This window comes from Salipiger pallidus, assembly GCF_014643635.1.
GTDB classification, from domain to species: Bacteria; Pseudomonadota; Alphaproteobacteria; order Rhodobacterales; family Rhodobacteraceae; genus Salipiger; species Salipiger pallidus.
In genome coordinates this window covers 100371-123337 of the sequence record NZ_BMJV01000011.1, presented here as the reverse complement: position 1 = coordinate 123337, position 22967 = coordinate 100371, and the positions used below count along the sequence as shown (strand labels likewise).

19 protein-coding genes and 1 pseudogene are annotated in these 22967 nt (G+C 66.2%); 12 read left to right on the top strand and 8 right to left on the bottom strand.

What is annotated here, in order from left to right; genetic code table 11:
• Position 1 precedes the first annotated feature (1 nt).
• From IEX41_RS19855 to IEX41_RS19835, 5 genes are all read left to right on the top strand, one after another.
• Positions 2 to 1225, top strand: a complete 1224-nt coding sequence (locus IEX41_RS19855) for a pyridoxal phosphate-dependent aminotransferase (RefSeq protein ID WP_188792068.1) — start codon at positions 2 to 4, stop codon at positions 1223 to 1225.
• A gap of 198 nt (positions 1226 to 1423) precedes the next feature.
• Entirely contained in the window at positions 1424 to 2425 is a 1002-nt protein-coding gene (locus tag IEX41_RS19850; RefSeq protein WP_188792067.1) for an ornithine cyclodeaminase family protein, read from the top strand.
• Between the two features lies 1 nt (position 2426).
• Positions 2427 to 2537: an NAD(P)-binding protein gene (locus IEX41_RS21990; protein WP_373285669.1), complete on the top strand. Its 111-nt coding sequence runs from the start codon at positions 2427 to 2429 to the stop codon at positions 2535 to 2537.
• A gap of 103 nt (positions 2538 to 2640) precedes the next feature.
• On the top strand, positions 2641 to 2889 hold the full coding sequence (locus IEX41_RS19840; RefSeq protein ID WP_188792065.1) for a hypothetical protein: 249 nt from the start codon (positions 2641 to 2643) through the stop codon (positions 2887 to 2889).
• A gap of 24 nt (positions 2890 to 2913) precedes the next feature.
• Positions 2914 to 3651 carry an NAD(P)/FAD-dependent oxidoreductase gene (locus IEX41_RS19835; protein WP_277874193.1) on the top strand — a complete coding sequence of 246 codons (738 nt, stop codon included), beginning with the start codon at positions 2914 to 2916 and terminating at the stop codon, positions 3649 to 3651.
• Positions 3652 to 3831: 180 nt separating this feature from the next.
• Here the strand turns inward: IEX41_RS19835 and IEX41_RS19830 are convergent, their stop codons facing one another.
• The 6 genes from IEX41_RS19830 to IEX41_RS19805 form a co-directional block, all read right to left on the bottom strand.
• A complete protein-coding gene (locus tag IEX41_RS19830) occupies positions 3832 to 4911 on the bottom strand; it encodes a hypothetical protein (RefSeq protein WP_188792063.1) in 1080 nt (359 codons plus the stop codon).
• The gene (locus IEX41_RS19825; protein WP_188792062.1) at positions 4908 to 6431 is read right to left on the bottom strand and encodes a class I adenylate-forming enzyme family protein; all 1524 of its coding nucleotides are present in this window, start codon (positions 6429 to 6431) and stop codon (positions 4908 to 4910) included. The genes IEX41_RS19830 and IEX41_RS19825 overlap by 4 nt, the downstream gene beginning before the upstream one ends.
• Positions 6432 to 6495: 64 nt before the next feature.
• Positions 6496 to 8265 (bottom strand): ABC transporter permease subunit, encoded by a 1770-nt coding sequence (locus IEX41_RS19820; protein WP_188792061.1) that lies wholly within the window; start codon positions 8263 to 8265, stop codon positions 6496 to 6498.
• Positions 8262 to 9368 carry an ABC transporter ATP-binding protein gene (locus IEX41_RS19815; RefSeq protein WP_188792060.1) on the bottom strand — a complete coding sequence of 369 codons (1107 nt, stop codon included), beginning with the start codon at positions 9366 to 9368 and terminating at the stop codon, positions 8262 to 8264. The genes IEX41_RS19820 and IEX41_RS19815 overlap by 4 nt, the downstream gene beginning before the upstream one ends.
• A 180-nt stretch (positions 9369 to 9548) precedes the next feature.
• Positions 9549 to 10610 (bottom strand): ABC transporter substrate-binding protein, encoded by a 1062-nt coding sequence (locus IEX41_RS19810; RefSeq protein ID WP_188792059.1) that lies wholly within the window; start codon positions 10608 to 10610, stop codon positions 9549 to 9551.
• A 108-nt stretch (positions 10611 to 10718) separates the two neighbouring features.
• The gene (locus tag IEX41_RS19805; protein ID WP_229673397.1) at positions 10719 to 11492 is read right to left on the bottom strand and encodes an enoyl-CoA hydratase/isomerase family protein; all 774 of its coding nucleotides are present in this window, start codon (positions 11490 to 11492) and stop codon (positions 10719 to 10721) included.
• 157 nt (positions 11493 to 11649) lie between these two features.
• Between IEX41_RS19805 and IEX41_RS19800 the strand changes: the two genes are divergently transcribed.
• The 4 genes from IEX41_RS19800 (at position 11650) to IEX41_RS19785 (ending at position 15375) form a co-directional block, all read left to right on the top strand.
• On the top strand, positions 11650 to 12435 hold the full coding sequence (locus IEX41_RS19800) for an IclR family transcriptional regulator (protein ID WP_229673395.1): 786 nt from the start codon (positions 11650 to 11652) through the stop codon (positions 12433 to 12435).
• A gap of 93 nt (positions 12436 to 12528) precedes the next feature.
• A complete protein-coding gene (locus IEX41_RS19795) occupies positions 12529 to 12828 on the top strand; it encodes a (2Fe-2S)-binding protein (protein ID WP_229673393.1) in 300 nt (99 codons plus the stop codon).
• 1 nt (position 12829) lies between these two features.
• The gene (locus IEX41_RS19790) at positions 12830 to 14218 is read left to right on the top strand and encodes an FAD/NAD(P)-dependent oxidoreductase (protein WP_188792056.1); all 1389 of its coding nucleotides are present in this window, start codon (positions 12830 to 12832) and stop codon (positions 14216 to 14218) included.
• A complete protein-coding gene (locus IEX41_RS19785; protein ID WP_188792055.1) occupies positions 14215 to 15375 on the top strand; it encodes an NAD(P)/FAD-dependent oxidoreductase in 1161 nt (386 codons plus the stop codon). The genes IEX41_RS19790 and IEX41_RS19785 overlap by 4 nt, the downstream gene beginning before the upstream one ends.
• A 302-nt stretch (positions 15376 to 15677) precedes the next feature.
• On the opposite strand, the gene IEX41_RS19780 is transcribed toward IEX41_RS19785, so the two are convergent.
• Entirely contained in the window at positions 15678 to 18509 is a 2832-nt protein-coding gene (locus IEX41_RS19780) for an FAD-binding and (Fe-S)-binding domain-containing protein (protein ID WP_188792054.1), read from the bottom strand.
• Positions 18510 to 18569: 60 nt separating this feature from the next.
• On the opposite strand from IEX41_RS19780, the gene IEX41_RS19775 reads away from it, so the two are divergent.
• Positions 18570 to 19502, top strand: a complete 933-nt coding sequence (locus IEX41_RS19775) for a LysR family transcriptional regulator (RefSeq protein ID WP_188792053.1) — start codon at positions 18570 to 18572, stop codon at positions 19500 to 19502.
• Positions 19503 to 20183: 681 nt separating this feature from the next.
• On the opposite strand, the gene IEX41_RS19770 is transcribed toward IEX41_RS19775, so the two are convergent.
• Entirely contained in the window at positions 20184 to 20444 is a 261-nt protein-coding gene (locus IEX41_RS19770) for a dehydroquinate synthase/iron-containing alcohol dehydrogenase family protein (RefSeq protein WP_188792052.1), read from the bottom strand.
• A gap of 174 nt (positions 20445 to 20618) precedes the next feature.
• Here IEX41_RS19770 and IEX41_RS19765 point away from each other — a divergent pair.
• Positions 20619 to 20908: pseudogene (locus tag IEX41_RS19765) on the top strand (hypothetical protein); the annotation flags it as partial.
• Between the two features lie 315 nt (positions 20909 to 21223).
• A complete protein-coding gene (locus IEX41_RS19760; RefSeq protein ID WP_188792051.1) occupies positions 21224 to 22957 on the top strand; it encodes a sigma-54-dependent Fis family transcriptional regulator in 1734 nt (577 codons plus the stop codon).
• Positions 22958 to 22967: the final 10 nt, after the last annotated feature.

Below are 22967 nucleotides of genomic sequence, written 5' to 3'. Positions count from 1 at the left end.
CATGAAGGACGTCGACGCAACCGAATTCCGGCCCGCCGAGCGCATAGAGTCGCTCGGCGTGTCCGAAATCCTTGCGATCGGGGCGCGTGCCGCAGAGCTGCGCGCCTCGGGTCGTGACATCATAACTCTCGGGGCGGGCGAGCCCGATTTCGACACGCCCGACCACATCAAACAGGCCGCGTGGGAGGCCATGCAGCGCGGCGAGACCAAGTACACCGCGCTGACCGGCACCGCCGCGCTCAGGACCGCGATCGCCGGCAAGTTCGCCCGCGAGAACGGGCTCGACTACCGTCCATCCGAGATCATCGCCTGCACCGGCGCCAAGCAGGTCATCTTCAACGCGATGATGGCGACGCTGAACCCGGGGGACGAGGTGATCATCCCTACCCCCTACTGGGTCACCTACTCCGACATCGTCGAGCTTTGTGGCGGCACGCCGGTGCTGGTCCCCTGCGCCGCCGACCAGGGGTTCCGCCTGACCGCCACGCAGCTGCGCGAGGCGATCACCCCGCGCACCCGCTGGCTGATGCTCAACTCGCCCTCGAACCCCTCGGGCGCCGCCTACGCGGCCGAGCATCTGCGCCCACTGATCGACGTGCTGCTCGAGGCGCCGCATGTCTGGCTCATGGTCGACGACATGTACGAGCACATCGTCTATGACGGCTTCCGCCATGCCACGCCGGCAGCGATGGAGCCGGCGATCAAGCCGCGTACCCTGACGATCAATGGCGTGTCCAAGGCCTATGCCATGACCGGCTGGAGGCTGGGCTACGGCGGCGGTCCGGAGGCGCTGATCAAGGCCATGTCGGTGATCCAGAGCCAGTCGACCTCGGCCGCCTGCTCGATCAGCCAGGCGGCGACGATCGCCGCGCTGGAGGGACCTCAGGAGTTCCTTGCAGAGCGTACCGAAGCCTTCCGTGCCCGTCGTGACCTTGTTGTCGCCGCGCTCGAGGCCGTGCCCGGGTTGGCCTGCCGTACCCCCGAGGGTGCCTTCTACGCCTTCGCCGAGTGCGGCGGGGTGTTGGGCAGGCAGACACTGGACGGGAAGTGCCTCGAAAGCGACCGCGAGTTCTGCGCATGGCTGATGGAAACGGCGGATGTCGCCGTGGTGCCGGGCACCGCCTTCGGCCTGCCCGGGCACTTCCGGGTCTCGTACGCCACTGACATGGAGACCCTGCGGACGGCGATGGCACGCATCACCGACGCCTGCGCGACGCTCGCCTGACACCCCTCGGGGCGGCACCGGTACCACGTTGGGGTGCCGCCCCGACAAGCAGGCCTTCGGCCCGCCCCAGAGACCATGCGCAGGCTAAATGACCAAATGCGCCATCGCCGGTTTTCACGGATGGTGATCGGGGCTAGCAACCAGAACGGATGGGTTGACGGCGCGTCCCTGCGTCGCGGCCCGTACTGGAGTCTATCAATGACCGACTGTCAGACACCCGACGCGCCACACGAACCCGGCCTGCTCTACATGACATCCGTGGACGTGGAGGCCCTTGGTCTCACGCCTGCCGACCTTCGCGGTGTCATCGGGGACGCGGTACGGAGGCGCTCGCATGACATTCGTGGCGGTCTGAAGACCCGCGTGCAGGTGGACGAGACCCGCTTCTTCATGTCCATGTCCGACGCCGATACCGGAATCGGGCTGGGAGTGACCAAGTGGATCGGCTATTCTGCGGCCAACGCGCAGCGCGGTCTGCCGGCGATCAGCGCACAGATCATCCTCAGCGACGCCAACACCGCCCGGCCCGTGGCCATCATGGACGGCAGCTGGATCACCACCCATCGCACCGCCGCCCTGTCCGCCCTGGCAGCGCAGGCCCTCGCTCGGCCAAGGGCGTCGACGCTTGGTGTGCTTGGCTGCGGCGTGCAGGCGCACAGCAACCTGGCCGCCCTTGCAGACGTGCTGCCGGGGCTGAGCAGGGTGCGGGCGTTTTCACGCAGCGCCGCCTCCGCCGAGGTGCTGGCCGACCGGGCCCGGGACATGGGCTTTGAGGCCGAGGTGATGCAGGATCCCGAAGCTCTTGCCGGGGCCAGCGACGTGGTGGTCAGCTGCCTGCCCAGCATCGACGGCATCACACCGATCGTGCGTTCACAGGCGCTGAAGCCTGGGTCGCTGGCCATCGGGGTGGACCTTGGCAGGGCATGGCAGCGTGACGGACTTTCGGATCACGTGGACGGCTTCTTCACCGATGACCTTGCCGCACTCGAGCGCAATGGCGGCAACCCGTCGCTGGCCCATCAGGGGCGCTATGATGGTGACCTCTATGCGCTGCTGAGCGGGGCGCACCCCGGGCGTGAGAGCGACACGCAACGGCTGATGTTCCTCTTCCCCGGAATGCCGCTGGCCGATCTCGCGGTGGCGCGGCTGGTGATGACCCGGGCTGCCGAGCGTGGTCTCGGCACGCGCCTCTTGCGCTGAGATGGCCCGGATCGTGGTCATAGGCTCCGGCATCATCGGCAGCAGTATCACCGCCACGCTCCAGCGCGAAGGCCACGCCGTCACCTGTTTCGATCCCCGCGCACCAGGATAGGCGGCCATCTTCGGCAAGGGCGGCAGTATCTCCCCCGGCTCTATCGCGGGCACCTCGGGCTCTGGCATGCTCGGCGACGCCATACGCTGGAGCCTCGCCGGGGATGGGCCGCTGCGCCTGCACTGGCCGCGCCTGCCGGTGGCGGCCCCCTGGCTGCGCCGCTTCGGCCACGCCGTTCGGCCCGACGGCCTGCAGCGCACCGCCGCGGCGTTGCACCAGCTGCACCGCCGCGGCGTTGCACCAGCTGCACCGCAACGCGCTGACCGATTACGCCGAGCTGCTCGGGCCGGGGTGCGCCGAGCTTTTGCGCACAAGCGGTCAGCTCTATGACTACGACAGCGACAAGGCCTAAGAGAAGGACGCGCCGGGCCGCGCCCTGCGCCGTGATCACGGGATACGGATGACCGAGTTGAGCCCCGACGAGGCGCTCGAAATGGAGCCGTTACTGCGCCCCGGGCTGGCGCGGGCGCTGCATTTCCCCGATTTCGGCCAGACCACGAACCCGGGCGCGCTCGTGCGGGCCATCGCCGAGGACGCCGCATGGGACGGGGCGCGCCTCGTTTCCACTCGCATCCAGAAGCTGGTGCCGGTGCCCGCAGGGCGCGGTATAGGCCTGCTCAGCGACCACGGAGAAGAGGTCTTCAGCACGGTGGTCGTGGCCGCCGGGATCTGGTCCAACCGCCTTCTGGAACCGCCGGGTGCGGCGGTGCAGCGGGAAAGCCTGCGCGGCTACCACGCTACGCTCGAGCTGTCCCCGATGCCGGGCCAGCTGATCTATCTCATCGCCGAAAAGATCATGGCGACCCCGATGGGGGATAGACTGCGCGTGGTGGGCGTCGTGGAAGTCGCTGGCACCCGAAAGCCGCCTGAGTTCTCCAACATAGACCGGCTGACCGGTGCCGCGCGTCGGATCTTCCGGAACTTCGGTGAGGCGCGCTCGGTCTGGATAGGGCATCGTCCCGCGACGCCGGACCCGGTGCCGGTGATCTGCCGCGCCCCCCGGTCATCCCGACCTGGTGCTGGCCCTCGGCCATGGGCAGTCGAGGCATGTGCGGCGCCCCGGGCACCGTCGACCTCAGCTCGGACCTGCTGGCAGGGCGGCAGGTCCGTATAGAGCCACATCACTTCGACATCGCCCGCTTCCGCCGAGGCCGGTCAGCCAGCGCGGGCTTCAAGGCGTCGGGTCACATCGCTGCCGTCCGGACATGAAAGGGGGCGCCGAAACCCGGCGCCCCCTTTCCGCGTATCATGTGTCTGGCCACGGGTCGTCCCCGCCGCCGCCCCCTGTCGCGTGTCACGCCGGTTGCGACATCAAGCGGTCTCGCAGGCCGAGCATGTCGGTGCACACGGCCTCCAGGTCGGCGACATCGAAGCCGTCCGCATGGGCGAACCCCTCGGCGCGCAGCAACTCGGCAAGCCGTCCGTTATAGCTCGCCCGGCTGCCGGACACGGTGAGACCGCCCGCATGCTCGAAGGCGTCGTTCCAGGCGATGGCCTCGGCCTCGGTCACGCTCGCCGGCAGGTCAAGGCTCATTACCCCCGCTTCGGACAGCGTCACCGGGTAGCCGCCGGGCAGTCCGCCAGGTCCAGGCACATGGCCGTTCCATGGCGTCCCTGCAGCAAGGGCGAGGATCAGGGTGACGCCGCTGGCGCCGGAAATCTCGATCGCGGGTTCGGGGGTCAGCTTGCACTCGGCGAAGGTCGCGAAGGGATCGGCAACCTCGGTATCGTCGGCAAAGATGCGCGGCGCAGGGCCGGTACGCTCTGTCGCCGGCTGCCGCCAGGGCTTCAGGCATTGGTAATGCGCCAGCACCCGCAAGGTGCCCTCGGGACGCGCGGGAGCGCCCCGGAAGACGTTGGACAGGATGGCCACGTTACCGGTGCCGCACAGCACGTCATGGCCCATCGCGGTGATCATGCCGTTTACCACGTCCGGGAAGGAGCAGTTGATCAGCGGCGTCTTCGGGCAGAGCTTCGTGATCGCCGCCGCCATGCGCGATGACATCAGCGCCTGAAAGACTGCGGTGGCGCTCAGGCCGCCCTCCGCCACCAGCTGCGTCCAGCGCGAGCCCTGGTCCGAGATCACCGACGAGGTCTGGATCGAGGCCGCCTGAACCACGATACGCGGCTTCAGCTCGGACAGCAGCGCCTCGCTCGCGCCGTCCTCGAGCAGGTCGATCCGGTGTGCGCGGAAGGTGGCGGGGGTGCCGAACATCGCCGCCCGGGCATTGCCGGCGGTCTGCAGCCATTGGAGACGGTCGACGTTCCGCCCGGCGATGACGACGGAGACGGGCGCCTTCGCGGTGGCAGCGATGTCGAGAGCGATGCGGCCGGCAAACATGCCGGTGCCGGTGATGAGGACGTCGGTGGTCATACGGTGGAGGCCTTTCGGGTGGTCGTGCGCTCCCAGCGGTCGGGAGCCTCGGGCAGCAGGTGCTTGCGGATCCTCTGGCTGGGGGTCTTGGGGAACTCGTCGATGAAGGCGATGAAGCGCGGCTGCTGATAGGGAGCCAGCTTGTCCCGCAGCCAGGTGCTGATCGCCTCGGCATCGCGCGTGCTGCCCGGGGTGGGCCGAACGAAGAGCTGGATGTCGTATTCCCCGATCTCGGCGGGCACGCCCACCATAGCGGATTCCTCGATCTGCGGGTGTCGGTTGACGACGCTCTCAACCTCGTGGGCCGAGACGTTCTCGCCCTTGCAGCGTACGCTGTCGCCGACGCGGCCGTGGAAGCGCAGCATCCCGTCCTCGCCCCAGGACCCCGTGTCGCCGGTGTGGAACCCATCGGCCTGCAAGGCCTTGGCCGTGGCCTCGGGGGCATTGTGGTAGCCTTCGAAGATCGCGCCCTCAATGGTCGAGGTGATCACGATCTCGCCGCGTCCGTCCCGGGGCCCAAGGACGCGTCCCGCCGCGTCCTTCACCTTTAAGTCGAACCAAGGCAGCGGCTGGCCGATGGCCCCGACGATCCCCTCGGAGTTGGCGCAGCTGATCGAGGACGCCTCGGTCTGGCCGTAGCATTCGGTGATGGTGATGCCGAACCGGGTCTCGAAATCGCGCCAGGCCGAAGCCGGGCAGCCGCCGCCCCAGGCGATGCGCACGCCATGGCTCCGGTCGAGATCGGAGGGCGGTTGCTTGAGCAGGATCTGCAGAATGCCGCCGAGGTGGTGAATGTGCGTGCAGCCCGCCTCAGACACCTCACGCCAGAAACGGCTGGCCGAGAACTTTTCGGCGATGGTCAGGCTGACATCACGCAGGATCGGCAGAACCATCACCTGCGCGCCGCCGACATGGTAGAACGGCTCCCACATGAAGAGGTTGTCACCATCCTGCAGGCGCCCAACCTCCTCGACACCGCGGGCGGCGATCTCGAGCATGGTCTGGGTAACGCGCACGCCCTTGGCCGGGCCGGTGGTGCCCGAGGTGAACATGATCGAGGCAAGGCCGCTCGGCCCGGCCACCTTGAAGGCAGGGCGCGTCACCGGGGCGGCGGGAAGGTCGCGGCTGTGCAGCACCAGGATACCCTCGCGCGGCTTCGCCTCGCATGCGGCAAGCGTGGCCTCGAGCTCGGGGTCGCAGACCGCGATGGCCGCATCCACGAGCCGGATGGCGTGAACCAGCCCGTCGCCGACGAGCGCGGGGTTCACCGGCACCCAGACCATGCCCGCTCGCAGCAGCCCGTGGACGAGGGCTAGCGTGGCGGGGCTGTTGCGTGTCATGACGGCCACCGTGTCGCCGCGGCGCACGCCGTGGTCGGCAAGCCAGGCGATCATGGCGTCCGCCGCGTCGGACAGTGCGCCGAAGCTGAGCTCGGTGCCGTCGGTGGTGCGGGCAAAGACCCGGTCAGGTGTCTTTTGGGCCTGTTCGATAAAGCTTTTTGCCAAGCCTTGGATGTTCATGGTCTTCCTCGAAATGGATCGGAGGGCCGCGCCACAGGAGGGTGGCGCGGCGTCGTGAAGGGGCTCAGGATTTCTGCAGGCGCTGCGCGAGCAGCAGGATCGCCGTGACAATCACCAGCACCACGACGGACACGGCGGCCAGCGTCGGGTTCAGCTGCAGGTACATGTCGTCCCACATCTGCTTGGGCAGGGTCGATTTCAGACCGCCCGAGATGAACAGGGCGATGGTCAGCTCATCGAAGCTCGTCACGAAGGCAAAGAGTGCGGCCGAGATTATACCGCCCCGCAGCAGCGGCAGGGTGATCAGCCTCAGAACCTTGATCCGCCCTGCTCCCAGCGTGGCCGCCGCCTGATCAAGACGCCAGTCGTAGCCCTTGAGCACAGCGCCGATGGCGATGAAGGTGAAGGGGATCGCCAGCAGCGTGTGGCCGATGATCAGGCCGATGTTGGAGGCCACCAGTCCGATCTGGGCCATCAGGTAGAAAAGTCCCACCGCGATGACGATGCGCGGCACGATCATCGGCGCCAGCATCAGGCCGAAGACGGTTTTGCCCCACTTGCTGTCCGAGCGTGCCAGCGCCAGAGCCGCCATGCCGCCCAGCACCGTGGCCAGAATCGCGGTGGCGAAGGCCACGCCGAAGCTGCGCAGGGTTGCCGAGATCCAGATCTGTGATCCGAAGTACTCGGAGAACCAGCGTGTCGAGTAGGACGGCGGTGGGAAGGTCAACGCCTGCTCTGCGGTGAAGGCCAGCGGCAGGACGATGATCGCCGGGGCCAGAAGGAACAGGAACAGGGCCCCCAGATAGGCGGCCCGGACGGGCTTGGGACCATCGTCACCGCGGTCCCCGAGCCGGTTGAAGGGCGAGCAGATCCAGGCAAGTCCGGCCAGGACCTTCTGCCCGGCACCGCGCAACCACTGCGCCCCCTTCTTGGATCCCTTAACCCCGGTGGAGCTGGCCTGTGTCAGCGACGAAAGGCCGAAGAACTGATCGTAGATCCAGATCGCTACGAGGGCAGCAGCGACGAGCATCACCGATAGCACGGCGGCGAAGGCCCAGTTCACGAGCTCCTGCACCTGCATGATGATGATCTGCGCCAGCATCGTCTGGCCCCGGCCACCAAGATAGGCTGGCACGATGAAGAAGCCGAGCGAGGTGATGAAGGTCAGCAGGCCGCCGGCGGCGACGCCGGGCATTGCCAGTGGGAACTCGATCAGCCAGAACCGCTGCGCCCGCTTGGCACCAAGGCTGCCCGCGGCCAGCGGCAGTCGTCGGTCGATGCCGGTCATCACGGGTACCATCGTCAGGATTGCCAGCGGCATCATCGCGTGGACCATGCCCACCAGCACACCGAACTCGTTGTACATCAGGTCCAGCGAGCCGTCGGTGACGCCGGTCCCGGTGAGGATTGAATTGAACAGGCCCCGGTCGCCCAGCATGATCATCCAGGCGAAGGTCTTGACCAGGTAAGAAGTCCAGAAGGGCAGAAGCACCAAGAACAGCCACTTGTTGCGGCTGCTGTCTGGAAGGCGCGCCAACCAGGCGGCTACCGGATAACCCAGCAGCACCGAGAAGAAGGCCGTCAGGATCGAGATCCGGAACGTGATCCACAAGATCCTCATGTAGATCGGCGTGTCGGCGAGGTGCTGGTAATGCTCCAGTGAAACGCCGGCGGTCTCCTCGCCCGAGAAGCTCAGGCCGATGAGCCGAAGCATCGGCAGCAGGAGGAACACCGCGACAAATGCCAGTGCCGGCGCCGCGAGCCAGAGCGGCCCGAGCTTGAGGCGCGACAGCGCGCCGCCCCGGGCGGAGATGTTCGAGGTCACGCTGCTCATGACACCACCCGGCCTGCCGCGATGGGCCAATGAACAGTGATCTCCTGGCCGATCTCGGTGCCGATGGCGGCACCGGGATCGAGTCGCAGGGTGAATTCCGTGCCGTCGGGCAGATCCAGCAGCAGGCGGTTGTCAGAGCCGATGTAGACAACGTCGCGCAGCGTGGCGCGCAGTTCGTTCATGCCGGGGCCGGTGGCCGCGCCGAGCGACACCCGCTCGGGGCGCACGATGAGGGCGTGAGTCCCGGCATCTGCGTCGCGGGCGCCCATGAGGCCCGCGAAGGTGCCGGCAGCAGTCCGGATCAGCGTATTGCCATGATCATCGGTGCCGGCAAGCGTGCCTTCCAGCAGGTTCGAGTGGCCGATGAAGGTGGCGGCAAAGATCGTCTCGGGATCAGAGTAGATCTGGCTCGGGGTGCCCAACTGCTCGACCTTGGCGTGGTTCATCACGCAGATCCGATCGGACATCACCAGCGCCTCTTCCTGGTCGTGGGTGACATAGATCAGCGTGGTGCCGAACTCGCGGTGCAGGCGGCGTATCTCCAGCTGCATGGTCTCGCGCAGGGCCTTGTCGAGCGCGCCCAGCGGCTCGTCCATGAGGATGATCTCGGGGCGGAAAACAAAACAGCGGGCCAGGGCCACGCGCTGCTGCTGGCCACCCGAGAGCTCGCGGGGGAAGCGGTGCGCGAACTTGTCGAGCTGCACCTTCTCCAGCGTCTCGGCCACTGCCGTCCTGATCTGGTCGGCGGGTTGGTTTCGCATCTTCAGAGGGAAGGCGACGTTCTCTTCGACGGTCATGTGCGGGAACAGCGCATAATGCTGGAACACCAGCCCCATGCCGCGCTCGTGCACGGGCCGGTCGGTCCAGTTCTCGCCGTCGATCGAAAGCCGCCCCGAGGTCGCGGGGGTCAGCCCCGAGACCATTTGCAGCAGCGTGGTCTTGCCCGATCCCGAAGGGCCGAGCAGCGTAAGGAATTCACCCCGCTGAACGTCCAGTGTCGTGGGTTCAAGGGCAGTGAACGTGCCGTATTTCTTGGACAAGCCGTCAATTCTGATCTTTGCGGCAGGAGAGGCCGTGGCGGCGGAAGGGGTGGAAATGTTCATGAAGAAGATGCCTCTGTCGGAGCGTGCCGGGCACTTGGTCTTTATCGGCGACGGGCCTTGCCCGGGACCCGAGCGTAACGGGCCGGTCGCCGCGCGGAGCGGACGTCTTGACGTGTATCGCGAAGAGTTTAGGGGGGCCTGCCAGTGACCGCCGCTGAGGGGCCGCTGGCAGGAGATGTATCACATCAGGAGCCAGAGGTTGAACCGCTCGGTCATCTCGGCGCGGTTCGCCTCCCACCAGCTCTCGTCCGCCAGCACCATGCCGTCAAGGTTGGCCGGCGCGGTCGTGAGCACCTTGGCTCGCTCTTCCGAAATGTGCTCGTAGGCCGACAGGTTGGTCGGGCCGTAGGACAGGTCGTCGGTAAACAGCGCCTGCTGCTCGGGACGGGCGCAGAAGGCCAGGAACTGGCGCGCGGCGTCGACGTTCGGGCCACCCTTGGGCAGGCCCCAGCCCTCGATCGAGTACAGCCCCTGGTTCCAGACCAGCTCGGCCGGGGTGCCGGTGTCGATGGCCGATTGCAGGCGGGCATTCCATCCAGCCAGCATGTCGACCTCACCGCTCTGCAGCAGCTGCGTCGACTGCGCGCCGCCGGTCCACCACACGTCGATGTGGTCCTTGATCTCGTCAAGCTTGGCAAAGGCGCGGTCCACGTCGAGCGGGTACAGGTCCTCGGGTGCGACACCGTCGGCCATCAGCGCCTGTTCCAGCGTGTCGATTGGGTTGCGGCGCAGGGCGCGGCGGCCGGGGAAGGCGTCGGTGTCCCAGAAATCAGCCCAGCTCGACGGGCCGTTCTCCATGCTCTGCGTGTTGAAGGCCGAGATCGTCGCGTAGACGTCGGTGCCCAGGAAGTTCGAGTGTACCGAGCCCGGCATCATGTTCTCGGCCAGCGCCGGGTCAAGCTGGATGTCGTCGAGCAGGTCCTCCTGCTCCAGGATCAGGCGCGCCGACAGGGTCAGGGTGCAGACATCCCAGATGTAGCTGCCGGTCTCGACGATCGACTTGAATTGCGCGGTCGGCTCGGCGTCGCGGGCGACCGACACGATCTCGATGCCGGTTTCGGCGGTGAAGGGCTCGTAGAACGCCTTGCTGAAGCCGGCGTTGAACGGGCCGCCGGGGTCAGCGACGGTCAGCGAGGCGGTCTGTGCATTCGCCCGGCGGCCCAGCATCGGGGCCGCGAGGGCGGCCGTGCCGATGGCCAGCATGCTGCGGCGGCTCAGGAGCGATCTGTCGGTTTTGGTCATGGGTGGTACCTCTGTTGGAAGGTTGGCTTGGTTTATTGTTGTTTTGATTGAGCGACGCCCGCCGCCGGGGCGGACACCGCGGTCTTTCGGTAAGGTCCCGCCTGCCGGTCAGGCCTTTGCGCGCTTGGCGAAGAACTCTTCCATCATCCGTTGGGGCTCGCCGGTGGCATAGGCCTCGAGCTGGATGCGGACGCCTGCCTGCATGGCATCTTCGTAGCCTTCCTGGGTGACTTCCTTGATTCGCTGACGGTTCAGGCGCATCGCCACCGGGGGCTTGGATGCCAGGTCCCGTGCCAGTTCCATCGACGCGGACATCACCTTGTCCTGGTCGACCAGGCGGCTGATCAGGCCCCACTCATACGCTTCCTTGGCGTCGAGCATCCGGCCCGTGAAGGTCAGGTCGATGGTGCGGGCAATGCCGATCATGCCGCGCATCACCCAGTTGCCGGTGACCGTCGGAATGCCGGAGAGGATCTCGGGCTGACCCATGCGCACGCCGGAGTGCGCCACGCGCAGGTCGCACAGCAGCGCCACCTGAAACGCCGAGCCCGCAGCCACGCCGTTGAGCGCAGCGATGATGGGTTTGGAGCTGTCGCGCAGGCAGGCATAGAGCTTTTTCCACTCACCCATCCAGCGTTCGGTGCGGTCTGCATCGAAGGTCTTGCTCTCGCTCAGGTCCTGCCCGGCGCCGAAGGCCCGGTCGCCCGCACCCGTCAGGATGATGGCTCGAACTTCGTCATCCGCCTCAGCGGTTTCGAACGCCTCGATGAGCATGTCACGCATGGACGCGTTCCAGGCATTCATCTTCTCAGGACGGTTCAACGTGATGGTCAACACGTTGTCGGCTTTCTCGGTCAGGATGAAGTTGTCCATAGTATCCATTGCATTGTGATAGTTCTTATTGGATAAAAATGATCGAACACGGGTTTGTCAATCGTCTTGAGCCTGTCGGTTGAAATTCGACCCGTGTTACAGAAAGAAACGCAGTGCCGACGCAGGTGCGTGGTGCGTGTCGCAGCCGGGATCGAGGAACAAAGTGGTGGCAGAAGAAAAGAAGAAGCCGACCAAGCGGGCGGACCCGCTGATGGTGCAATCGGTGGCCAAGGCGTTCCGCGTCCTCGAGGCCTTCAACGGGCAGCATCCGCAAATGACACTTTCGGACATAGCCGAGCAGACCGGTATGGACCTCAGCGGTGCGCAACGTTTTGCGCACACGCTGGAAAACCTGGGGTATCTCGAGAAGGACACGCGCACGCGGCAGTTCCAGCTGTCAGTCAAGACATTGGATCTCGCGCATCATTTCACCCGGACATCGCGGCTCGTAGACCGGGCCATGCCGGTGCTGCAGTACCTGAGCAAGGAAACCGAAGAGACCGTGAACCTGACCGTTCTGGATGGCACCGAGATTGTCTTCATCTCGCGCTTCCTGAGCCGGCATGTGCTCCATACGGACGTGACAATCGGCACCCGTCTGCCCGCCTACTGCATGGCCCCCGGCCGGGCAATGCTGTCGCGCCTGCCCCCCGAAGAGATCGCCTCGATCCTCGAAGCCTCGGAGATTCGGCCCCACACGCAAAACACCGTAACCGACATCGGCAGGCTCAAGGAGATCATCGAGGAGGCAAGACTCAAGGGCTATGCCACCGCCTTCGAAGAAATCTACCACGCCGATGCCTCCATTGCGGCGCCAATCCTGGGCGCGCAGGGACAGATGATCGGGTCGGTCTCGCTGGCGCTCTCGACCCTGCGCTACACGCGCGAACAGCTCGATGCCTCTTTCGCGCCAATGATCCTCGCGGCGGCCCGATCCGTCTCGTTTTCCTGAAAGGAACACCAATCCGCCGCAAACGCGGAGGCTTGACGAAAGAGCAATTGTGACCTCTCATAGTGCCATAAACAATATTGCATGGTAATATTCGTGGCACGCCATCTCTTTCAACCCATCGATCCCGGCACCCCACGCCCGCTGCGCTTCGAGTTCGACGGCGCCGAAATTACTGCACGGCGCAACGACACGGTGCTGGCGGCAGTGCTGGCCTCGCGGGAGCGCTGCGGCGTCAATGAGTTCGACGGAGGCGGTCGCGCCGGGTTCTGCCTGATGGGCAGTTGCCAGGAATGCACCATGTGGGACGAGGATGGCAGACGCCTGCGCGGCTGCATGACCGAGGCCCGCGAGGGCCTGCGCCTGCGCTCACGCCCCCACTGCGGGTCCGACTGAGATGCAGACCGACACGAGGATCGCCATTGTCGGCGCAGGACCCGCCGGCCTTGCCGCGGCGCGCACGCTGGTCGAGGCGGGGCTGCGGCCTGTCGTGCTTGAGGAAAGCCCGCTGGCAGGCGGCCAGGGCACACGGCGCCTGTCTCCGCTGACCGCCCTGCATCGCTCGGCACTGTTCGGCGCCTCAGCCCAATCCATTACTCGCCGAGAAGACGCCGAGGACGCGGTGCTGAAGCAGTGCGATTTCCGGACGGGTACACTGGCTTGGGCCTGCCACGACAATCGGCTGGAACTGCTCGGCCCGGACGGGTTCGACAGCCTGACGTATACCCATCTCGTCATCGCCGTCGGCGCGACCGACAGGCTCATGCCCATGCCGGGCTGGACCTTGCCGGGTGTGTTCACGCTGGGCGGTGCGCAGGTGGCACTGAAACGGCATGCCAGCTTCATCGGTCAGAAGGTGGTGTTCGCCGGGTCCTCGCCACTGCTCTACCTCGCGGCGGCGCAGTACCTGCGGCTCGGGCATCGCGATCTGACCGTGCTCGACACCACCCCTGCCAGCGGCAAGGCCCGGGCCTTTCCCGCGATGCTGCGCCACGAGCCCCACACCGCGCTGCAGGGCGTGTCACTGATCGCCGAGCTTTGGCGGGGCGGGGTCACGCTGCGCGCGGGCGTGCGGCTGGACCGGATCGAGGGGGACAGCCGTGTACAGCGGCTGCGTTACGCCACCGCCCGCGGGCGCGACATGACCGCCGAGGCGGATGCGGTGGCGCTGGGACACGGGCTGCGGGCGGAGACGCAGCTGGCCGAGCTGGCTGGTGCGACCTTCGCGTTCGACCCGGCGTTCCGGCAGTGGTTTCCCCGCACCGACGACAGGGGCCGCGCAGGCGAACGGCTCTGGCTTGCGGGCGATAGCGCGCGCATCGGCGGTGCCGAGGCGGCGGATGCCGCCGGGAGCCTTGCGGCGCAGAGCCTGCTAGAAAGCCTCGGGCGGGCCGCAGACGCGCACTGTATCCGGCGTGACACGCGGCGCCTTCGCAAACAGCACGGGTTCCAGCGCGCGATGACCGACGCCTTCCGCTGGCCCGCCAAGCAGGCCGCCACCCTCGCCGACGACGTCCTGGTCTGCCGCTGCGAGCGGGTCACGGCCGGAGAGATCCGCGCGGCGCTCGCCACTCCCTCCGGCCCGATCGAGGTGAACCGCGTGAAGTCCATCACCCGCTGCGGCATGGGGCGCTGCCAGGGCCGTTTCTGCGGGCCCGCGCTTGGCGAGATGGTGGCCTCAGCCACCGGTGACCCCCCCGGCCGTCTGCGGACACAGGCACCGATCCGGCCCATACCGCTGGTCTTCGATGCCGGCCCCATGGCCCCAGAGGGGGACGACACGTGAGCCCGGCACTGCAAAGCGATGTGCTCGTGATCGGCGGAGGGCTGTTCGGGGCATTCACCGGGCTGTTCCTGGCGCGGGCGGGGCTGAAAGTGACTTTGCTCGAGAAGGGACAGATCGGGGCACAGGCCTCGGCTACCAACTTCGGCAACCTCCGCCTGCATGGACGCTCGGCGCGGCAATACCCCCTGTCGATCCGAGCGCAGGAGCTCTGGGAGAGCTACGGCAGCCTGACGGGCGAGGATTGCGAGATCGACCGCACCGGGCATCTCTATTTCGCAGGCGGCGAGCGGGGCGAGATCCAGCTGCGCAAGGATGTCGAGACAGCCACGCGGTTCGGCGTCGAGTCGCAGCTTCTCGAGGGCGCACTCCTGCGCGAGCGGTTCGGCTTCCTGTCGGACCGCATTCGCCTTGCCGCCTTCAGTCCGCGCAGCGCCGTCGCCAATCCCCGGCTCAGCACGCCGCCCGTCGCCCGGGCGATGGCCCGCGCCGGCGGCACGGTGATCGAGGGCTGCGAGATCGCCAACTTCGACGCCTCCTCCGGGGGCTTTGCCGTCACGAGCACCGACGGCCGCCACTTCGAGGCGCCAAAGCTGGTGAATGCCGCCGGTGCTTGGTCCGGGGCGCTGGCAAAGCAGGCCGGTGAGCCCGTGCCGATGTTCAGCGCCGGCCCGCCGCAATTCGTCACCGAACCCCTGCCGCACCGGCTTCACCCTTCGGTGCACATGGTCGAGGGGGATGTCATCGTGCGGCAGATCCCTCGCGGCAACATCATCTTCTCGGGCTATCCGCGCACCCACTCCTTGCCGTCAGGCGCTTTCACCCATGTCCCGCCCGCTAAAACACTACGTGGGATGCGCGAGCTGGTTCAATGCATCCCGATGCTGGCGCGGGCCGAGGTCATCCGCGTATGGTCCGGGGTTGAAGGCTACCTGCCGGACATGCTGCCGGTGATCGGGCCCAGCACCACCACGCCGGGCCTGTTCCACGCCTTCGGCGGCAGCGGCGGAGGCTTCCAGATTGCACCGGCAGTCGGTCAGTGCCTCGCCGCAGTGGTGCAGGGTGAGGTGTCACCGGTAGATATCTCCAGCTATGGCATCGACCGCTTCACCGAGCGCTCCGAGGTCTCGGAGAAGATTCACCTGGAGTTCGATCAATAAAGCTCTGCGGACACATCTCGTCGGGAGGGCGTGCGAGACGGTGCGGGCGGCGCACCATCTCTTTCGCTGCAGCACTTGATGGCCTTGGATCTGGTTTTCAGCCGCTGAGTCGGTCCCCGGCAAACAAGCCTGACATCCGGTGGAACCATCCCTTAGTTCCGTCACGCGCCTGAGCGGCGGACATGTCCTCCGGGGCGCGTCGATGTGGCAAGGCGGCTTTTGTCGGCTTGCCAATGTCGACATCAGCCCCCTGGACTTCGTGATAGCCCAACTCATGCCACTGAACGGCACTGCCCTGCAGATCAGCCCAGCCTGTCGGCGATCAGGCCCAGCGGGTGGCGCAGGGTCTCGCCCCCCAGACGTTCGGTCTGGCAACGACAGGAAAACCCCGTCGCGACCGCCTCGTCGGCTTTCGCAAGTGGCTCCGCCCAAGACATGTCGAACAGCTTTCGGGACATCTGCTGGTGCCGTTCTTTGTGGCCGAACATGCCTGCCATGCCGCAGCAGCCGGTCAAGGGCGTGTCGATCTGCAGACCCAGCGCGGCAAAGACCTCCTGCCAGTCTCTGCGCGCCGTCGGCACCCCGGTGCTTTCGGTGCAATGCATGAACAGGCTGAGCGGGCCGCCCGGCAGTCGTGGCAGCGTCGCCCCGCGGCGCAGCTCTGCTGCAAGAAATTCCTGCGGCAAAAGCACCTTTGGAACGTCGAGCCCGGCCTTGCGGTAGTCTTGCCGCAGTGCCATGACAAAGGCCGGGTCGAGACCGACCATCGGCGCGCCGCGTTTTTTCCCGACCTGAAGCGCCGCGACGAGACGCCCCGCCATCCTCGCAAACCCGGACTGATCACCAAGGTCCCCCGCCACCTTGCCCGCCGGCAGCATTTCGACGAAGAGCGGCGCATAGCCAAGCGCCTTGAGCCCATGATGGACATCGCGCTGCGTCGCCCCGTCATAAAGCGCCGAGAACCAATCCATCCACACGAGAACCGCGTGCTCCGGAAGCGGGCGGTGTCCAAGCTCGGACAGCGTGATCCGTGCCGAGCGCGGCAAGGGGCGCGCCAGATCACCGGGCAGGTCCGTCACGCCCAGCACGGCCTCTGCCGCGCGCCGCGCGAGCGGCCAGAAGGGGCGGATAACGGGGGACGCGCGCAGCATCAGCGGGCTCAGGCGTTCGGCGAGCAGCATCGCCCGGTCGGTCAGCGGGCGCGCCCTGCGGGTGTAGACATCGGCGTAGAACGCCGCGCGCATCGCGGGGATGTCCACCTGCACCGGGCAGGTCGAGGCACAGGCCTTGCAGCCAAGGCAGGTGTCGAGAGTGCCGAGAAGATCCGCCTCGTCGACCGTCGTGACCCCGGTTCCCTGCCCCTCGTGCCATGCGCGCAGCGCGTCGGCGCGCCCCTTGGGTGAGTGGCGCACATCCCCCGTCGCCTTGAACGACGGGCACATGGGCACGCTGGCCGCGTAGCTGAGACATTGCGCGTTGCCGTTGCAGCGGAAGGCCTTTTCCAGCGGATCGCCGTCGGGCGTGTTGAACGGACGGAAGGGTGTCGTGGCGATGCCCATGACTGGCGTGCCCGAAGCCACCAACTTGCCGGAATTGTAGCGTCCCGCGGGATCGAAGGCGGCCTTCACCCCCTGCAAGGCGGCGTAGGCTTCTGGCCCGATCCAGCCCTCGAGATAAGCACCGCGCACCCCCTTGCCATGTTCTCCCCAGAAGATGCCACCGTGCCGGTTAACCAGCGCGAAGACCTCGTCCGAGACCTGCACCAGCCGCGCGCGATCTGCCTCGGAGTCGATGTCCAGCGCAGGGCGGATGTGCAGGCAGCCGACGTCGACATGCCCGTAGATGCCAAAGCTCAGACCGTGCCGGGTGAGGATGTCGAGAAATCCGTCAAGGAACTCCGGCAGCGTCTCGGGCGGCACCACGCAATCTTCGACGAAGGCCACAGGTCGGGCGCGGCCTTCGACCTTGCCTAAAAGCCCGACACCGGCAGAACGGATCGCCCAGAGTTCTCGTATCTCATCGCTGCCTGCGGCAACATGCACCGCCCGGATGCCGGGCAAGTCCTGCAGACGCGCCTCGCAGGCGGCAATGCGCGCCTCGAGTTCCGCCACATCATTGCCATTGAATTCAACGAAGGTGTAGGCCAGCGCCTCACCGCCCTGCGGACGCAGGGTCCGGGGTAGGCGGCCAAGCAGACCGGCCTCATCGGCCAGCGCCTGCACCCTTTCGTCCATCACTTCGATGGCGGTGGGGTTGTCTTGGAGCAGCGGCATCGCGGCTGCCAGCGAGGCACGGAAGCTGGCAAAGCCCGCGACCACGAGGCACTTTTCCTTTGGCAGCGGGCGGAGCTTCACCCGGATGCGCGTGATCGGCCCCAGCGTGCCCTCCGAGCCGGGGAAGAGCCGCCACCACTCAAAGCCCCCTTCATCGGGGCAGGCGCGCTCGAGATCGTAGCCGGTAAAGCGGCGGTTGAGCCGCGGGGTATTGGCGACAAAGGCTGCGCGCCCTTTTCGCACGGCAGTTTCCGCCGCCACCAGCATCGGCGCGGCCCAGCCCGGGGCGTCACTGAGGCTGGAGACGAGGCCCTGCCCCCGCGCGATCTCGATGCCTACGAGATTGTCCGAGGTCTTGCCGTAAACGCGCGAGCCCTTGCCCGAGGCATCCGTCGAGACCATGCCGCCGACGGCGCAGCGGGTTGAGGTCGAGGTCTCTGGCGCAAAGAACAGCCCCTTGGGGCGCAGCTGCGCATTCAGATCGTCGAGCACAATGCCCGGCTCCACGTCAGCCCAGTGTCCGTCGGGATCGACCTCCAGCAGCCGATGCATATGGCGGCGCATGTCGAGGATGACACCGCGGTTGAGGCTCTGGCCATTGGTGCCGGTGCCGCCGCCGCGGGCGGTCAGCGGGACATGGGCAAACTCGGGGCGCTCAAGCACCGCCATGCAAGTCACGACATCCTCGGCATCACGCGGCGCAACGACGAGGTCGGGCAGGATGCGATAGACAGAATTGTCGGTGGACATGGCCGCCCTCAGCGCGCTGTCACGGGTCACCTCTCCACGAAAGCCGGCGTCCTTGAGGGCGCTGGGAAGTCGGTCGATGGCATCGGAAAGGCTGCGGTCGGTGGCGGTCATCTGGGTCTCCTGTCTGGCGGCATATTGACCGATGGCCATTATTCTTTAAAATTGAAAAATATGAAGACTGATTCAGAAAATACGAACTTTAACCTGCGCCATTTGCGGGCTATTCACGCGATCTGGGCGGAGGGGAGCTTTGCCCGCGCTGCGGACCGGCTCGGGGTGGTGCCCTCGGCGCTGACCGAAACCGTGCGGCAAATTGAGGAGATCGCAGGCGGCGCACTGTTCGACCGCCGCAGCCGCCCTCCAACCCCCACGCCACTGGGGCTGGACTTCCTGAAAGAGACAGAACCCCTTCTCGACGCGCTCGACAAATCGCTCACTCGCCTGCGCGATCAGGCTTGTGGACTGCGCGGCACGCTGCGGATCGGTGCCACGCCCTCGGCGATCACGCCGATGGTGGCGCCGGTGATCGCCGCCTTCCGAGCTGCGCACCCCGAGGTAATCCTGACCCTGCATGACGATGTTGCCGAGACCCTCGCTGAGATGGTTGCCGATAACCGGCTCGATCTTGCCATCGCTGGCCGCGCCCGCAGCTCGCCCGACCTTGCGCAGACCGAGATCGCCGCAGATCCCTTCGGCCTCGCCTGTGCCGTGGACCACCCGCTGGCGCAGCGGGCCGGGCCGGCCAGGCTGGACGAAATCGACCCCGGCCAGCTCATCCATCCCGGGACCGAAACCGGCTCGTCGCGGCTGCTCGCGGCGCACCCTGCCCTGCCCGATGCGCTGAAATCCGGGCCGCTGCGCAGCCATTCGACCATCGCTCAGCTTTGCCTCGTGCGTGCCGGCATCGGCGTGGCGCTGCTGCCGCGCAATGCCGTGCTGCTGTTCAACGATCCCGCCATCACCTTCAAGCCGGTGACGGGTCTCGACCTCATGCGCAAGCTCTACCTCGTGCGCGCCGCACGCCGCAGTGCAAGCCCCATGGCATTGAAATTTGAAGCGCTCCTGCAAGACCGCCTCGCGGTGCAGGAACTGACCAGTCGATAAGAGATGCCTCGAAAAGCGATCTCTGCCTCCACACGGCTTGGCGATGCGCCCCTCATGATTGGTGGTGAGGACGAAGATGGTCTCGCACCTTCGCTCTTTGAGCCTCCTGCACAGATTGAGAGAGCGAGGTCGGATAAGGTCGAATGATGTAAATGCAGATGCCTACCGGAGATCACGCAAAGCTATATACCTGAGCCTGACGCGGCCCTGAGGGACGGATCCACGATGCCATCGCTCACGCGTGGTGGTTCATGATGTCAGGACAATACCAGTGGGAGCACAGCCTTGGTGAAACCTCTTTCTGCCAGACTTCCTGCGGCCGGAGCGCATGTCTGGTGGATCCAGTATTTTGGGACATGAGAGACTTCGGCTTACCGGGCGATCCGGTCGTGGAGGCTGTCATACGGAACCTCTACGCCGTGCCCCCCAAAAGAACGTCCACATCCCGCAGAATCTATCCGAAACGATAGTAGTCCCAAGTGGCGCAACCAAAGTCTCTCTTCACTGGAAAGAGAAGCCCTTGATCCGGGGCATGTCTGCGATATCGAACATGGCTCTGCGCCATCACGGTGCGAAGTGGGCGACAATCTGACAAAGCCTGCGCGACGACCACACCGCCTCATAGAGTGATCGGGTATCTGCCTTGCCGACCTCGCGAGGGTTGTTGATCAGAAGCCGTCCCTACAGCATCGTGTCCCCCGCCATTCCCCAAGGCGCCTCACCGGGGAGGCCGACAACGCGCACGCGGCACGGCATCTTGAGATTTCGCACCGGCATCTGGGGCAGTGAGATCAGCATCTCGCAGGGGGCTTCGGTGCCGGCAATGGTCGGGCGCTCGGGAAAGGCGTCGGCTTCGATCTGGGCATAGATCACATGCGCCTCAGGCGCGTTGAACTGCAGCACATGCGGCAGTACCAGCACGTTGGACAGCTCGTGCGGCACGTGAACGCCGCTTCCGATCAGCTAGGTGAGCGCGTGCAACGCCGCGACCGACGAATTGGCAAAAGCCTAGGCGGCAAGTATCGAGCCGAACAGCATCGCACAGTGCCTCGACACTGCCCGGTTCCACCATCACGGTTCGGATGTCGGCGTCCAGCAAGCGCAGTGGCTCGCGGGCAGTTCCAACGCCTGCTCCTCGACAATGGCATCATCTGCTCTCCTTTCGGCAGCATGCTGCGCATGCGCCTGCCGGGCAATGGACGAGCAGGGCTGGCACTGTCTGGAACAACTCGGCGACTGAGAGCTTCTTCTCCTCGCTGAAGACGGAACGGACCGAACCCAAAGCCTACCGCACCCGCGCCGACCTGTTCGATGGCATTGAGCGCTTCTACAATCCGCGGCGGCGCCATTCAAAGCTCGGATATCCAAGCCGCTTGGCTTTCGAGGCCCGTGCTATGCAACCCTAACGCACTGTCCATGGAACCGGCAGCGGGCCACCTGTCGGGTTCGCGCGGCATTAGAATCTGAAGAACGAGGGCATCCAAGAAAATCAGGGCTATTCAGCTTCGCCCTGTACCAGCCAGGTTGTGAATGATCCGCTCTTCACTGAAACGGCCTTTCCGCATAAACTGTTTCCTCGCTTGGAGAAAAGGCGAGCTTCAAACTGCGGAGGTTTCAGCGGAGTCGGTCAAAGGGTACGAAGTTGCCCAAGCCTACGACCAAAGTTCACCATCTGTGCGAGCATGGTTTGACTGTACAGTCGGCGTCGGGAGAACGTTCCAATGGTCAAGCGACATCACGTCGAGGAAATCGCGCAGGTTCTGGAGGGCCGGGCCACCGGCCGCGACAGCTATGTCGATGCGTCCTGGCGGCGCTGCGTCGAACTCTATGGCATGGACCCCGCCCGCGCCGAGCCCGCGCATATCGTCACCGATGCCGAGCTCCGCACCCATCGCGATCAGGCCGAGTGGATGATCGGCGCAGCCCGTGCCAGTCTGCAGACCCTCTTCCGGCAGGTTGCGGGGCAGAATTACGTTCTGCTGCTGACCGATGCGAAAGGCGTGTGCGTTGATTTCTTCGGTGACAGCGTTTTCGCTGATGAACTGCGTGGGGCCGGCCTTTATCTGGGGTCGAACTGGTCCGAGGACCTTGCCGGAACCTGCGGCGTAGGCGCCTGCATCGTGACGGGAGAGCCGGTCACGGTTCACCAGGATGACCATTTCGGCAACGCGCATACCGCGCTTTCGTGCACCTCTGCGCCGATCTACGACAGCCTCGGGCAGCTGGCGGCGGTGCTCGACATTTCGTTGCTGCGCTCGCCGTCCCCGAAAAGCAGCCAGAACCTCGCCATGTCGATGGTGACGGCGGCAGCGCGCCGGGTCGAGATGGCGAACCTGATGGCCGCGAGCCGCCGCGAATGGGTGTTCCGTTTCTCCTCGAGCCCGGAGTTCCTCGACGTGGACCCCGAAGGCGCTATCGCGCTCGACGGGTCAGGCCGGGTGATCGGGGCAACGCACGCGGCGACGCGGATGCTATCGCGCGGCGAGCCCCTTATCGGAGAGAGGATCGACAGCCTGCTCGGGATCAGCGTCGACGATCTTCCCGACCTGATGCGCGACCGCCCGACCGAGGACCGCGTGGTCGCCCTTGGCGATGGTGGCGCGGTCTTCGGTCACGCGATTTCGCCACAGGCCCCGCGCCGCCCTCCAGGCGCGACGGTCGCTCGTACCGGCAGCGGCGTCCTGACCGGGATGGCAGGCAGCGATCCCGGCATGGAGCGCCTTTTGTCCCGGGCGGAGCGGCTGGCGACGACCTCCGTTCCGCTGTTGATCAGCGGTGAGAGCGGCAGCGGCAAGACCAAGCTTGCCCGCGCGCTGCACATGGCCTCCGGGCGCGGAGGGTTCCTGACAGTGGACTGCGCCGACGTGGACGAGATGGCCCGGCTCATCATTGCACAGCCCGGCAAGGCGACGCTGCTGCTCCGACGCGTCGAGGATCTTTCCGAGGGTGCCGCCCGCGCCCTGCCTGGGCTTCTCGATGCGCACCCGGAACTGCGCCCGATCGCCACAAGCGGCTTGTCGCCATCTGACCTGATGTCGCACGAAACCTTGCCAAGTGCACTCTATCACCGGATTGCCGGTACCGTGCTAGAGCTGCCACCCCTGCGCGAGCGGCAGGATCTCGGCTGGCTGATCGACCGGCTGCTGCGGCGGCGCTGCGGCGGCGACATGCGGCTCACGCCCTCGGCACGGGCCGAACTGATGGCCCGCGACTGGCCCGGCAACCTGCGTGAGCTGGGCCATGTGCTTGACGTGGCTTGCGCGCTGGCGATGGGGGACGTGATCGACTTGCCAGACCTGCCCCAACCGCCACAGCCCAGCGAGGCGAAGCAGGACCTTGAGGCGGTGCTCGACGCCTGCAACTGGAACATGGCACGTGCCGCCCGCAGGTTGGGCGTGAACAGATCGACCGTGCTGCGCCGCATCCGCAAGGAAGGGTTGCGCGCACCAGGCTGAACCGTTGCGC

Excerpts from the sequence above, each read along its gene's own strand:
- IEX41_RS19855 (WP_188792068.1), top strand. The coding sequence starts at position 2 with ATGAAGGACGTCGACGCAACCGAATTCCGGCCCGCCGAGCGCATAGAG.
- IEX41_RS19850 (WP_188792067.1), top strand. The coding sequence starts at position 1,424 with ATGACCGACTGTCAGACACCCGACGCGCCACACGAACCCGGCCTGCTC.
- IEX41_RS21990 (WP_373285669.1), top strand. The coding sequence starts at position 2,427 with ATGGCCCGGATCGTGGTCATAGGCTCCGGCATCATCGGCAGCAGTATC.
- IEX41_RS19840 (WP_188792065.1), top strand. The coding sequence starts at position 2,641 with ATGGGCCGCTGCGCCTGCACTGGCCGCGCCTGCCGGTGGCGGCCCCCT.
- IEX41_RS19830 (WP_188792063.1), bottom strand. The coding sequence starts at position 4,911 with ATGACCACCGACGTCCTCATCACCGGCACCGGCATGTTTGCCGGCCGC.
- IEX41_RS19825 (WP_188792062.1), bottom strand. The coding sequence starts at position 6,431 with ATGAACATCCAAGGCTTGGCAAAAAGCTTTATCGAACAGGCCCAAAAG.
- IEX41_RS19820 (WP_188792061.1), bottom strand. The coding sequence starts at position 8,265 with ATGAGCAGCGTGACCTCGAACATCTCCGCCCGGGGCGGCGCGCTGTCG.
- IEX41_RS19815 (WP_188792060.1), bottom strand. The coding sequence starts at position 9,368 with ATGAACATTTCCACCCCTTCCGCCGCCACGGCCTCTCCTGCCGCAAAG.
- IEX41_RS19810 (WP_188792059.1), bottom strand. The coding sequence starts at position 10,610 with ATGACCAAAACCGACAGATCGCTCCTGAGCCGCCGCAGCATGCTGGCC.
- IEX41_RS19805 (WP_229673397.1), bottom strand. The coding sequence starts at position 11,492 with ATGGATACTATGGACAACTTCATCCTGACCGAGAAAGCCGACAACGTG.
- IEX41_RS19790 (WP_188792056.1), top strand. The coding sequence starts at position 12,830 with ATGCAGACCGACACGAGGATCGCCATTGTCGGCGCAGGACCCGCCGGC.
- IEX41_RS19780 (WP_188792054.1), bottom strand. The coding sequence starts at position 18,509 with ATGACCGCCACCGACCGCAGCCTTTCCGATGCCATCGACCGACTTCCC.
- IEX41_RS19775 (WP_188792053.1), top strand. The coding sequence starts at position 18,570 with ATGAAGACTGATTCAGAAAATACGAACTTTAACCTGCGCCATTTGCGG.
- IEX41_RS19760 (WP_188792051.1), top strand. The coding sequence starts at position 21,224 with ATGGTCAAGCGACATCACGTCGAGGAAATCGCGCAGGTTCTGGAGGGC.